Origin of the sequence: Pseudomonas kielensis (genome assembly GCF_030505375.1) — a bacterium.
Taxonomy (GTDB): domain Bacteria; phylum Pseudomonadota; class Gammaproteobacteria; order Pseudomonadales; family Pseudomonadaceae; genus Aquipseudomonas; species Aquipseudomonas kielensis.
In genome coordinates this window covers 5,246,905-5,259,855 of the sequence record NZ_CP130043.1, presented here as the reverse complement: position 1 = coordinate 5,259,855, position 12,951 = coordinate 5,246,905, and the positions used below count along the sequence as shown (strand labels likewise).

General features: G+C 62.4%; 10 protein-coding genes. 9 read left to right on the top strand and 1 reads right to left on the bottom strand.

Features of this window, described 5'->3' with window-relative positions; translation table 11 throughout:
* Window positions 1-202: 202 nt before the first annotated feature.
* The gene (locus Q1W70_RS24375; protein WP_166591147.1) at window positions 203-1,486 is read left to right on the top strand and encodes an arsenic transporter; all 1,284 of its coding nucleotides are present in this window, start codon (window positions 203-205) and stop codon (window positions 1,484-1,486) included.
* Window positions 1,487-1,520: 34 nt separating this feature from the next.
* On the opposite strand, the gene Q1W70_RS24370 is transcribed toward Q1W70_RS24375, so the two are convergent.
* On the bottom strand, window positions 1,521-2,471 hold the full coding sequence (locus Q1W70_RS24370) for a DUF1853 family protein (protein ID WP_182340243.1): 951 nt from the start codon (window positions 2,469-2,471) through the stop codon (window positions 1,521-1,523).
* A gap of 104 nt (window positions 2,472-2,575) precedes the next feature.
* Here Q1W70_RS24370 and Q1W70_RS24365 point away from each other — a divergent pair, with 104 nt between their 5' ends.
* The 8 genes from Q1W70_RS24365 to Q1W70_RS24330 all read left to right on the top strand — a co-directional run bounded on the left by Q1W70_RS24365 (window position 2,576) and on the right by Q1W70_RS24330 (window position 12,884).
* Window positions 2,576-3,466, top strand: coding sequence for an NAD(+) kinase (locus Q1W70_RS24365; RefSeq protein ID WP_095168818.1), 891 nt, complete (start codon window positions 2,576-2,578; stop codon window positions 3,464-3,466).
* Complete coding sequence (locus Q1W70_RS24360; RefSeq protein WP_371927867.1) at window positions 3,463-4,437, top strand: metallophosphoesterase; 975 nt, start codon at window positions 3,463-3,465, stop codon at window positions 4,435-4,437. The genes Q1W70_RS24365 and Q1W70_RS24360 overlap by 4 nt, the downstream gene beginning before the upstream one ends.
* Entirely contained in the window at window positions 4,434-5,303 is an 870-nt protein-coding gene (locus Q1W70_RS24355; RefSeq protein WP_302098188.1) for a rhomboid family intramembrane serine protease, read from the top strand. Before Q1W70_RS24360 ends, Q1W70_RS24355 begins: the two co-directional genes overlap by 4 nt.
* A gap of 33 nt (window positions 5,304-5,336) precedes the next feature.
* Window positions 5,337-5,597, top strand: coding sequence for a YeaC family protein (locus Q1W70_RS24350; RefSeq protein WP_166591151.1), 261 nt, complete (start codon window positions 5,337-5,339; stop codon window positions 5,595-5,597).
* The gene (locus Q1W70_RS24345) at window positions 5,594-6,424 is read left to right on the top strand and encodes a DUF2797 domain-containing protein (protein WP_302098187.1); all 831 of its coding nucleotides are present in this window, start codon (window positions 5,594-5,596) and stop codon (window positions 6,422-6,424) included. The genes Q1W70_RS24350 and Q1W70_RS24345 overlap by 4 nt, the downstream gene beginning before the upstream one ends.
* A gap of 13 nt (window positions 6,425-6,437) precedes the next feature.
* Window positions 6,438-9,095, top strand: coding sequence for an aminopeptidase N (gene pepN, locus Q1W70_RS24340; RefSeq protein ID WP_302098186.1), 2,658 nt, complete (start codon window positions 6,438-6,440; stop codon window positions 9,093-9,095).
* Between the two features lie 323 nt (window positions 9,096-9,418).
* Window positions 9,419-10,471 (top strand): WD40/YVTN/BNR-like repeat-containing protein, encoded by a 1,053-nt coding sequence (locus Q1W70_RS24335; RefSeq protein ID WP_182340257.1) that lies wholly within the window; start codon window positions 9,419-9,421, stop codon window positions 10,469-10,471.
* A 37-nt stretch (window positions 10,472-10,508) separates the two neighbouring features.
* Entirely contained in the window at window positions 10,509-12,884 is a 2,376-nt protein-coding gene (locus tag Q1W70_RS24330; protein ID WP_371927866.1) for an efflux RND transporter permease subunit, read from the top strand.
* The last annotated feature ends 67 nt before the right edge of the window (window positions 12,885-12,951 follow it).

Sequence of the window (12,951 nt, the reverse complement as noted above, 5' to 3'; positions counted from 1 at the left end):
TACAGGGGCCAACGCGGCTCCCGTAGCTGCCGCACAGTCTGTGCTTTACCAAATATTCGAAATTCCATATATTCACCCCTCGTTTGTCCAGGCACGCTCCTTCCATGTCCTCATCCTGCAACCCCGTCGAAGTGTTCAAGGCGCTGGCCGATGACACCCGCACCCGTATCGCCTTGCTCATCACCCATGAAGGCTGCTGTGCATGCTGATCGCCTCTTTGATTTTCCTGCTGACCATCACCCTGGTGATCTGGCAACCCAAGGGCCTGGGCGTCGGCTGGAGCGCCATGCTCGGCGCGGTGCTGGCTTTGCTCAGCGGCGTGGTACACCTGAGCGATATCCCCTTGGTCTGGGAGATTATCTGGAATGCCACCGGGACCTTTGTCGCCCTGATCATCATCAGCCTGCTGCTGGATGAAGCCGGGTTTTTTGCCTGGGCGGCCCTGCATGTGGCGCGCTGGGGGCAGGGTAGCGGGCGCAAGCTGTTTGCCTATATGGTCTTGCTCGGGGCCCTGGTCTCGGCGTTGTTCGCCAACGACGGCGCGGCGCTGATCCTTACCCCGATTGTGATTTCCATGCTGCTGGCCCTGCGATTTTCGCCGACGGCGACCCTGGCCTTCGTGATGGGTGCCGGATTCATCGCCGACACCGCCAGCCTGCCGTTGGTGGTGTCGAACCTGGTGAATATTGTCTCGGCCGACTTCTTCCACATTGGCTTCAACCGGTATGCCGCGGTCATGGTGCCGGTCAACCTGGTGGCCGTGGCCGCGACCCTGGCGGTGCTGTTGTGGTACTTCCGTCGCGACATTCCGCAGCGTTACGACCCTGAGCAATTGGCCGATCCGAAGAGCGCGATTCACGACCGGGCCACTTTTTTTGCCGGTTGGGCGGTGCTGGGGATTCTGCTCCTGGGGTGTTTCGCCCTGGAGCCGCTGGGGATCCCCATCAGTGCGATTTCCGCAGTGTGTGCGGCCCTGCTGCTGGCCATTGCCGCCCGTGGGCACAAGATTTCCACGCGCAAGGTGTTGAAGGAAGCGCCGTGGCATATCGTGATTTTTTCCCTGGGCATGTACCTGGTGGTCTACGGCCTGCGCAATGCCGGGCTGACCGACTACCTGGCCGGCTGGCTGGATCTGTTCGCCCAGTACGGCGTGTGGGGCGCGGCCATGGGCACCGGGTTGCTGACGGCGTTGCTGTCGTCGCTGATGAACAACCTGCCGACGGTGTTGATCGGCGCCTTGTCGATCGACGCCAGCCAGGCCACCGGGGTGGTCAAGGAGGCGATGATCTACGCCAACGTGATCGGCAGCGACCTGGGGCCCAAAATCACCCCCATCGGCAGCCTCGCGACCTTGCTCTGGTTGCATGTGCTGCAACGCAAGAACATCCAGATTGGCTGGGGCTACTATTTCAAGGTCGGGATTGTGCTGACGTTGCCGGTGCTGTTGCTGACCCTGGCGGCGTTGGCGGTGCGGTTGTCGGTTTAGAGCAGCGATGGAGGCTGCCCAACCACCGCACCTCTCAGCTCGCCCCCGGAACGTTCGGCCACAAATCAGATACCAGAAACAACCGTTCGGCTTCCTCCCAGTCGCCCTGGAGATTCTCGCTCAGGCGCACCATCAACTGTGCCGGCGCCATGGGGTGCAGCTCAGCCAGCCAGGTGTCCAGTTGTTCCTGGCGCCAGGTCTGGTCGGCGCTGTAGTGCGCCGGCGCCAGCCAGGCGTGGCGGGGCAGGCATACCCAGCGCCCGGCCGGGCGTTGTGCAACAAAGGCCGGCCAGTCCTTCTGGTGCAGCCAACTGCCACGCAGGTGTTGCGGGTGGGCACCGGCCGGCGGTTCGGCGTGCCCCGGCCAGGGGTACAGCAGATAGCCGCCGAGCCACAGTCTGGCGCTGAAAGCCCCGATATCCAGGGCCGCCAGGGCCGCGCGGCTCTCTGGGCGCGCGGAGATCGGCAACTGGTGCTGGCTCAGGTGCGCCAGCTTCAGGTCCAGCCGGTCATGGCAGCCGGGGCCCAGCCACTGGGCGGGATCCTGGCCGTTGCCGAGTTGCGGGCCAAGGTAGAGCTTGATCGCCAACTCCAGGTGGTGCACGCCGTCGCGGTCACGCAGCAACATGTCGAGTTCACCCAGGGTATGACCTTCGCGGCGGATCGGCAGGTTGGCGGCAATCAGCACGATCCCCGGCGCATGCTCCACGGCAAACTGCCACAGCCGCTCGTAATACAGGCCCAGGCGCCGGGTGCGCGCCTGGGACAACCAGTGCACCAGTGCGTGGCTGTCACGGTCGAGTTGGCGCAGCCAGTGTTCCAGGCGCTGCGGATCGCGCACCCAGTCGCTGCCGGCCAGCGGATGGCGTTGTGGCCAAGGCGTGGCGCTGAGCATCGGCGGGGCGAGAATCACCCACGCCAGGTCGCGCACGTGCGGGTGGTGCAACTGGCGGGGCAGGGCGAGCAAATCGGGGAACAGGATCATTTTGCGAGCATAGCTTCTAAAGTCCCGGCTGAAAGGATTTTGTCTACGCAGCGCTTTCGCCCATAATCGTGGTTTTCGCCGTCGCAGACCCCCGCAGGAGCCCCATGGAGCAATTTCGCAATATCGGCATTATCGGTCGCCTGGGCAGTTCCCAGGTGCTGGATACCGTTCGCCGACTGAAAAGATTCCTGCTTGACCGGCACTTGCACGTGATTCTCGAAGACACCATCGCCGAAGTCCTGCCCGGCCACGGCCTGCAGACCTCGTCGCGCAAGATGCTCGGCGAAGTCTGCGACATGGTGATTGTGGTCGGCGGTGACGGCAGCCTGCTGGGCGCCGCACGGGCGCTGGCGCGGCATAACATCCCGGTGCTGGGGATCAACCGTGGCAACCTGGGTTTCCTCACCGATATCCGTCCCGACGAGCTGGAAGTCAAGGTCGCCGAAGTGCTGGACGGCCACTACCTGGTGGAAAACCGTTTCCTGCTCCAGGCCGAAGTGCGCCGCCATGCCGAGGCGATCGGCCAGGGCGACGCCCTCAATGACGTGGTGCTGCACCCCGGCAAGTCGACGCGGATGATCGAGTTCGAGCTGTACATCGACGGCCAGTTCGTCTGCAGCCAGAAGGCCGACGGCCTGATCGTCGCCACACCCACCGGTTCCACGGCCTACGCGCTGTCGGCCGGCGGCCCGATCATGCATCCCAAGCTCGATGCCATTGTGATTGTGCCGATGTACCCCCATACCTTGTCCGGACGGCCGATCGTGGTCGATGGCAACAGTGAGCTGAAAATCGTCGTGTCCAAGGATATGCAGATTTACCCGCAGGTGTCCTGTGATGGGCAGAATCACTTTACCTGCGCGCCCGGCGACACCATCACCATCAGCAAGAAGGCGCAGAAGTTGCGGCTGATCCACCCACTGGACCACAACTACTACGAAGTCTGCCGGACCAAGCTTGGCTGGGGCAGCCGTTTGGGTGGTGGAGGCGACTGATGCTCGATCCCGCGCGTAGCTACGACCTGATCGGTGACGTGCACGGTTGCGCTCATACCCTTGAGCATCTGCTGGACCGACTCGGGTACCACAAGCTGGGTGGCGTGTGGCGTCATCCGTCACGCATGGCGGTGTTCCTGGGCGATGTCATCGACCGTGGCCCGCGCATCCGTGAGGCGTTGCACCTGGTGCACGACATGGTCGAGGCGGGGCAGGCGCTGTGCATCATGGGCAACCACGAGTTCAACGCGCTGGGCTGGAGCACACCGGCCCCACCGGGCAGCGGCAAGCAGTACGTGCGCGAGCACACCCCGCGCCACGCGCGCCTGATCGATGAAACCCTGAGCCAGTTTGCCCATCACCCCGGTGACTGGCACGACTTCCTCCAATGGTTCTACGAGATGCCGCTGTTTGTCGATGCCGGGCGTTTCCGCGTGGTGCACGCCTGCTGGGACGGCGCCTTGATCGACCTGCTGCGCCGCCAGCACCCCGATGGTTGCGTGGATGAACACTTCGTCCAGGCGGCGGCGGTGAGCGGCAGCTTCGCCTGCATGGCCTTCGATCGCCTGTTGCGCGGCACCGACATGCGCCTGCCCCATGGCTTGACCATGACCAGCGGCGATGGCCTGACGCGTTCGTTCTTCCGTACCAAGTTCTGGGAAGACGACCCGCAGACCTACGGTGACATCGTGTTCCAGCCGGACGCCTTGCCCGAACCTGTGGCCAAGACGCCATTGACCCCGGTGGAGAAAAACACCCTGCTGCGTTACGGCATCGACGAGCCGTTGTTGTTCGTCGGCCATTACTGGCGCAGCGGCAAACCGGCGCCCATCCGCCAGAACCTGGCATGCCTGGACTACAGCGCAGTGCTGTACGGCAAGCTGGTTGCCTATCGACTTGACCAGGAAACCCGTCTCGACCCGCGCAAATTCGTCTGGGTCGATGTCGAACGGCCGGAGGCCCTGCAATGAGTGCTGTTGCTGTATTACGTCTGCCCTTGAGCGTGGACCTCAGCGGTTTTGTCAAACTGCTGCAACGCATGCAGGTGCCCCACCGGGTCAGCGAGGAGGCGGGCCAGCAGGTGCTCTGGGTGCCGCACGCCGTCAGCGAAGACGTGCGCGCACTGTATGAGCGGTTTCCGGCGGGCGACCCTGATCAACAACTGGACCTGCCACCCCAGGCGAAATCCCAGCGCCCGGGTTTTGTTGCGCAACTGCGCACCAGCCCCATGACCGCCTTTGTGCTGCTGCTGACCCTGATCGTCGGCGCGATTACCCTTCTGGGGGCCAACCTCGATACGATGCGCTGGTTCACCTTCCTGCAGTTTCGCGTAGTGGGCGAGTACATCCATTTCACCCCCCTGGCCGACAGCCTGGCGGCGGGGCAGTGGTGGCGCCTGGTAACGCCGATGCTGATCCACTTCGGTTTCCTCCACGTGGCCATGAACGGCATGTGGTACTGGGAACTGGGGCGGCGCATCGAAGCGCGCCAGGGCGGCATCAACCTGTTGGGGCTGACACTGCTATTTAGCCTGGTGTCGAACTACGCCCAGTATTTCTTCGGCGGCCCGGGGCTGTTCGGCGGCCTGTCCGGGGTGCTGTACGGTCTGCTTGGCCACTGCTGGATCTACCAATGGCTGGCGCCGAACCCGGCGTATCGCCTGCCCCGTGGCGTGCTGGTGATGATGCTGGTGTGGCTGGTGCTCTGTCTGTCCGGGCTGATCTCGCTGATCGGCTTCGGCGAAATCGCCAATGCGGCCCACGTCGGCGGGTTACTCGTCGGGTGCGCCACGGGTTTGTTGGGCGGCTTGTACAGTCGCCGTAGAACAGCCCTCTAATCTGTTTAGTGAATGAAGAGCACGGAGACCCTGATGTCCTCTTTTAACGAAATGATCAACAACATCACCCCCGAGATCTACCAGAGCCTGAAACTGGCGGTGGAGATCGGCAAGTGGTCCGACGGCGGCAAACTCACCGCCGAGCAGCGTGAACTGTCGTTGCAGGCAATGATTGCCTGGGAAGTGCAGAACCTGCCCGAAGACCAGCGCACCGGCTACATGGGCCCGCAGGAATGCAGCTCCAAGTCGATTGAAGTGCCGAATATCCTGTTCAAGTCGGATGCCATCCATTGATCGAGATTGGCCGCGGTGCAATCAGTAAAATGTCGGCGCGCCTCGACGCGTCGGCGGTGCAATACGCGTTTCGCCTGGGTGATTCCGAGGTGCCGGTCAACCCGCTGATCGGCAGCACACTGCGCCTGGAGTACCTGGGGGCGATCCACTGCAGCCATTGTGGACGCAAGACCAAGACCAGCTTCAGCCAGGGTTACTGCTACCCCTGCATGACCAAGCTGGCGCAGTGCGACGTCTGCATCATGAGCCCGGAACGCTGTCACTACGACGCCGGCACCTGCCGCGAGCCGAGTTGGGGCGAGCAGTTCTGCATGACCGATCACATTGTGTATCTGTCCAACTCCTCCGGGGTCAAGGTCGGGATCACCCGTGCCACCCAGTTGCCGACCCGCTGGATCGACCAGGGCGCCCGCCAGGCATTGCCCATCATGCGGGTGTCGACCCGCCAGCAGTCGGGTTTTGTCGAAGACCTGTTCCGCAGCCAGGTGGCCGACAAGACCAACTGGCGCGCCTTGCTCAAGGGCGAAGCACCCTCGGTCGACCTGGCCGGGGTGCGCGATCAACTGTTTGCCAGCTGTGCCGAGGGCCTGCTGGGCCTGCAGGAGCGTTTCGGCTTGCAGGCAATCCAGCCGGTGACCGATGTCGAGCCGCTGGAGATCCATTACCCGGTGCAACAATACCCGGCGAAGATTGTCAGTTTTAACCTGGACAAGAACCCGATTGCCGAAGGCACGCTGATGGGGATCAAGGGCCAGTACCTGATCTTCGACACGGGCGTGATCAATATTCGTAAATACACGGCCTACCAGCTCGCCGTGCATCAGTAGAAGGATTCGAGCCATGCGCACCGAACAACCGAAGATGATTTACCTGAAGGACTATCAGGCGCCTGAGTACCTGATCGACGAGACGCACCTGACCTTCGAGTTGTTCGAGGACCACAGCCTGGTCCATGCGCAACTGGTGATGCGCCGCAACCCCGCCCGAGGCGCCGGCCTGCCGCCGCTGGTGCTCGACGGCCAGCAGCTGGAACTGCTGTCGGTGGCCCTGGGCGATATCACGCTGACCCCGGCCGACTATCAGTTGAGCGACAGCCACCTGACCCTGCACCCCACCAGCGCCAGCTTCACGGTCGATACCAGCGTGCGTATCCACCCGCAAACCAACACCGCCCTGGAAGGCCTGTACAAGTCCAGCGGCATGTTCTGCACCCAGTGCGAGGCCGAGGGCTTTCGCAAGATCACCTATTACCTCGACCGCCCGGACGTGATGAGCAAGTTCACCACCACGGTCAGCGCCGAGCAGCACAGCTACCCGGTGCTGCTGTCCAACGGCAACCCGATTGCCTCGGGGCCGGGCGAAGACGGCCGGCACTGGGCGACCTGGGAAGACCCGTTCATGAAACCGGCCTACCTGTTCGCCCTGGTGGCCGGTGACCTGTGGTGCGTCGAAGACACCTTCACCACCATGACCCAACGCAGCGTTGCCCTGCGCATTTATGTCGAGCCGGAAAACATCGACAAGTGCCAGCACGCGATGAACAGCCTGAAGAAGTCCATGCGCTGGGACGAAGAAGTCTACGGTCGCGAGTACGACCTGGACATTTTCATGATCGTGGCAGTCAACGACTTCAACATGGGGGCCATGGAGAACAAGGGCCTCAACATCTTCAACTCCAGCTGCGTGCTGGCCCGCGCCGAAACCGCCACCGATGCCGCCCACCAGCGGGTCGAAGCGGTGGTCGCCCACGAATACTTCCACAACTGGTCGGGCAACCGCGTGACCTGCCGCGACTGGTTCCAGTTGTCGCTCAAGGAAGGTTTCACGGTGTTCCGCGATGCCGAGTTCTCCGCCGACATGCATTCACGCACCGTCAAGCGGATCGAGGACGTTGCCTACCTGCGTACCCATCAGTTCGCCGAAGATGCCGGCCCCATGGCCCACGCCGTGCGCCCGGACAGCTTCATCGAGATCTCCAACTTCTACACCCTCACGGTCTACGAGAAGGGGTCGGAAGTGGTGCGCATGATCCGCACCTTGCTCGGCAACGAAGGATTCCGCAAAGGCAGCGACCTGTACTTCGAGCGCCATGATGGCCAGGCCGTGACCTGCGATGACTTCATCAAGGCCATGGAAGATGCCAACGGCGTCGACCTGACCCAGTTCAAGCGCTGGTACAGCCAGGCCGGTACGCCGCGTCTGGCGGTGAGCGAGTCGTACGACGCCGCCGCCCGGACCTACAGCCTGACCGTGCGCCAGAGCTGCCCGGAAACCCCGGACAAGGTGCAGAAACTGCCGTTCGTGATTCCCCTGGAACTGGGCCTGCTGGACCGCCAGGGCGCGGCGATTGCCCTGCGCCTGAGCGGCGAAGCGGCGGCCAGTGGCACCTCCCGTGTGCTGTCGGTGACCGAAGCCGAACAGACCTTCACCTTCCTCGACATCGCCGAACACCCGCTGCCGTCCTTGCTGCGTGGCTTCTCGGCACCGGTGAAACTGAGCTTCCCGTACAACCGCGACCAATTGATGTTCCTGATGCAGCACGACAGCGACGGCTTCAACCGTTGGGAAGCCGGCCAGCAACTGTCGGTGCAAGTGCTGCAGGAACTGATCGGCCAGCACCAGGCGGGGCAGGCATTGGCCCTCGACCAGCGCTTGATCGAAGCGCTGCGCAGCGTGCTCGCCGACCCGGACCTGGACCAGGCCATGGTCGCCGAAATGCTTTCGCTGCCGAGCGAAGCCTACCTGACTGAAATCAGCGAAGTGGCGGACGTCGAGGCGATTCATGCCGCCCGCGAATTTGCCCGCAAACAGCTGGCCGACCAACTGTTCGAAGGGCTGTGGCTGCGTTACCAGGCCAATCGCGAGCTGTCCCGGCAGACGCCCTATGTCGCTGAGGCTGAGCACTTCGCCCGGCGCAGCCTGCAGAACATCGCCTTGTCCTACCTGATGCTCAGCGCCAAGCCTGAAGTCCTGGCCGCGACCCTCGAACAGTTCGAGGCCTGCGACAACATGACCGAGCGCCTGACCGCGCTGGCCGTGCTGGTCAATTCGCCGTTCGAGGCCGAGAAGGCCAAGGCCCTGGCGAGCTTCGCCGAACACTTCAAGGACAACCCGCTGGTCATGGACCAATGGTTCAGCGTCCAGGCCGGCAGCGGCTTGCCCGGTGGCTTGCAACGTGTGCGGCAATTGATGGAACACCCGGCGTTCAACCTCAAGAACCCGAACAAGGTACGGGCCCTGGTAGGGGCGTTCGCCGGGCAGAACCTGATCAATTTCCACGCCGCCGACGGGTCGGGCTATCGCTTCCTCGCCGACCTGGTGATCGAACTCAACGGCTTCAACCCGCAGATCGCTTCGCGCCAACTGGCGCCGTTGACCCGCTGGCGCAAATACGACAGCGCCCGCCAGGTGCTGATGAAAGCCGAACTGGAACGCATCCGTGCCTCGGGCGAGCTGTCCAGCGACGTGTTCGAGGTGGTCAGCAAAAGCCTGGCCTAGGCAGGAGCGGGCGGGGTGGCTGCATGCAAAACATGCAGGCACCCCAAAACCACAAATATCTCAAGGCCACGTTCGTGGCCTTTTTTCATCATGGGCACTGATGCCCTGCCATTCAGCGCCTACCCTTACTCCCCAGGTTAACAAAACATAACGTGGCGTCGATTGTCAGGCGATTCTAAAGCTGGATAGGATAGGCCAGCTTCCGAGAAGGGGCTCTAGATTGCAGGTTTCAGCCAAGCGCTGAATCCGGCCATCCGGTAGCACGCCCCGCACGGCGCCCTTAAAGGTTGAACGACCTAACAATAATAATGGGGGAAAGGTCTATGAGTGAGCCTGTCATGGGTGTGGGTATTGGCCGCCCGCCGGCACTACGCAGATTCGCGTTGCTGGCTACAGCGCTCTCGCTGTTGGGCACTGCGGTCCTGTCGGCGCCGGCCCTGGCGAATGCCGCGCCAGCCGTCGATACGGTCTATTCCATTGAATCGGCCAAGTCCGCCAAGGGCTTGATGCTCGATGTCGTGCATGCCGGCAAACGGCTTATCGCGGTCGGTGACCGTGGGCACATTCTCTATTCCGACGACCAGGGCAGCACCTGGACCCAGGCCAAGGTGCCTTCGCGGCAGTTGCTGACCTCGGTGTTCTTTGTCGATGACCAGCATGGCTGGGCCGTCGGTCATGATGCACAGATCCTCGCCAGCGCCGACGGCGGTGTGACCTGGACCAAGCAGTTCGAAGACCTCAAGCGCGAAGCGCCGTTGCTCGACGTCTGGTTCAAGGACGCCAGCAACGGCTTTGCCGTGGGTGCCTATGGCGCGCTGCTGGAAACCACCGACGCCGGGAAAACCTGGGACGACGTCAGCGATCGCCTCGACAACGAAGACCAGTACCACCTCAACGCCATTGCCGCGGTCAAGGATGCCGGCCTGTTCATCGTCGGCGAGCAGGGCAGCATGTTCCGCTCCGCCGATTGGGGTCAGACCTGGGAACGGGTCGAAGGCCCTTACGAAGGTTCGCTGTTCGGGGCCATCGGCACCGCCCAGCCATCGACGCTGCTGGCCTACGGCTTGCGCGGCAACCTGTTCCGCTCCAGCGATTTTGGCAGCACCTGGGAGCCGGTCGAACTCAAGGCCGCGCGCGGCGCCCTGGAATTCGGCCTGTCTGGCGCCACCTTGCTCGAGGATGGCTCGATCGTGATCGTCGGCAACGGCGGCAGCGTGGTGCGCAGCAATGACGACGGGCAGACCTTCAGTGTGTTCAATCGCCCGGACCGGATCTCGGTGGCGGGCGTGACGGCGGCAGGCAACGGCAATCTGATTTTGGTCGGACAGGGCGGCGTTCGCGCCACTTCGCCAACCGGCGCAGAACTGAACAAATGAGCCGGGCAAATAATAAGAAGGCGGAGAAATGACATCCATGAGCAGTCATAACCAAGACAAGGCGACGTTTCTCGAGCGCCTGATTTTCAACAACCGCCCGGCAGTCATCGTGATCTGCCTGCTGGTGAGCATTTTCCTGTTCTGGCAGGCGACGCTCATCCGGCCTTCCACCAGCTTCGAAAAGATGATCCCGCTGCAGCATCCGTTCATTGAAAAAATGATGGAGCATCGCAACGACCTGGCGAACCTGGGCAACACCGTGCGGATTTCGGTGGAGGCCACCGACGGTGACATCTTCTCCAAGGAATACATGGAGACCCTGCGCCAGATCAACGACGAGGTGTTCTACATCTCCGGCGTCGATCGCTCGGGCCTCAAGTCGCTGTGGAGTCCCAGCGTGCGCTGGACCGAAGTGACCGAGGAAGGTTTTGCCGGCGGCGAAGTGATCCCGCAGAGCTACAACGGCTCGGCCGACAGCCTCGAACTGCTGCGCAACAACGTGCTCAAGTCCGGCCAGGTCGGGCGCCTGGTGTCCAACGACTTCAAGTCGAGCATCGTCGACATTCCGCTGCTGGAGTCCTACCCGGACCCGCAAGATCAGGGCAAGCTGCTGGCGCTGGACTACCAGAAGTTCTCCCATGAGCTGGAAGAGAAGATCCGCGACAAGTTCGAGAAGCAGAACCCCAACATCAAGATCCACATCGTCGGGTTTGCCAAGAAGGTCGGTGACCTGATCGATGGCCTGATCATGGTGGTGCTGTTCTTCGGTGTGGCCTTTGTCATCACCCTGGTCCTGCTGCTGTGGTTCACCAACTGCGTGCGCAGCACCATCGCCGTGCTGATTACCACCCTGGTGGCGGTCATCTGGCAACTGGGGCTGATGCATGCGTTCGGGTTCGGCCTGGATCCGTACTCGATGCTGGTGCCGTTCCTGATCTTTGCCATCGGTATCTCCCACGGTGTGCAGAAAATCAACGGTATCGCCTTGCAGTCAAGCGAGGCCGACAACGCGCTGACAGCTGCCCGGCGCACCTTCCGCCAGTTGTTCCTGCCGGGCATGATCGCGATCCTGGCGGACGCGGTGGGCTTCATTACCTTGCTGATCATCGACATCGGGGTGATCCGTGAGCTGGCCATCGGCGCCTCCATCGGCGTGGCGGTGATCGTGTTCACCAACCTGATCCTGTTGCCGGTGGCGATTTCCTACGTCGGCATCAGCAAGCGTGCCATCGCCAAAAGCAAGAAAGACGCGACCCGCGAACACCCGTTCTGGCGCCTGCTGTCGAACTTCGCCAGCTCCAAGGTCGCGCCGGTGTCGATCCTGATCGCCCTGATCGCCTTCGGTGGTGGCCTGTGGTACAGCAAGAACCTGAAAATCGGCGACCTCGACCAGGGCGCGCCGGAGCTGCGTCCGGACTCGCGCTACAACAAGGACAACAACTTCATCATCAACAACTATTCCACCAGTTCCGACGTGCTGGTGGTGATGGTCAAGACCAAGGCCGAAGGCTGCTCGCGCTACGAGGCCATGGCGCCGATCGATGAACTGATGTGGAAGATGCAGAACACCGAGGGCGTGCAGTCGGCGATTTCCCTGGTGACCGTTTCCAAGCAGATGATCAAGGGCATGAACGAGGGCAACCTGAAATGGGAAACCCTGTCGCGTAACCCGGACGTGCTGAACAACTCCATCGCCCGCGCCGACGGCTTGTACAACAACAGCTGCTCCCTGGCGCCGGTGCTGGTGTTCCTCAACGACCACAAGGCCGAAACCCTCGACCGTGCGGTGCATGCGGTGCAGGAGTTCGCCAAGGAGAACAACAAGGACGGCCTGGAATTCATCCTCGCCGCCGGTAACGCCGGGATCGAGGCGGCCACCAACGAGGTGATCAAGGAGTCGGAGCTGACCATCCTGATCCTGGTCTACCTCTGTGTGGCCACCATGTGCATGATCACCTTCCGTTCCTGGGCGGCGACTTTGTGCATCGTCCTGCCGCTGGTGCTGACCTCGGTGCTCGGCAACGCCCTGATGGCCTTCATGGGCATCGGCGTGAAGGTCGCGACCTTGCCGGTAGTGGCGCTCGGGGTGGGGATTGGCGTGGACTACGGCATCTACATCTACAGCCGCCTGGAAAGCTTCCTGCGTGCCGGCCTGCCTTTGCAAGAGGCCTACTACCAGACGCTCAAATCCACCGGCAAGGCGGTACTGTTCACCGGCCTGTGCCTGGCCATCGGCGTGTGCACCTGGATCTTCTCGGCGATCAAGTTCCAGGCCGACATGGGCCTGATGCTGACCTTCATGCTGTTGTGGAACATGTTCGGCGCCCTGTGGCTGCTGCCAGCCCTGGCACGGTTCCTGATCAAGCCGGAGAAACTGGCCGGGCAGAAGGGCAATTCGCTGTTTGCCCACTGATCTTGACCTGAAGTGAAAAAGCCGCAGCCCCAGGGTTGCGGTTTTTTTTGCCTGTTCGCTGCGTTGC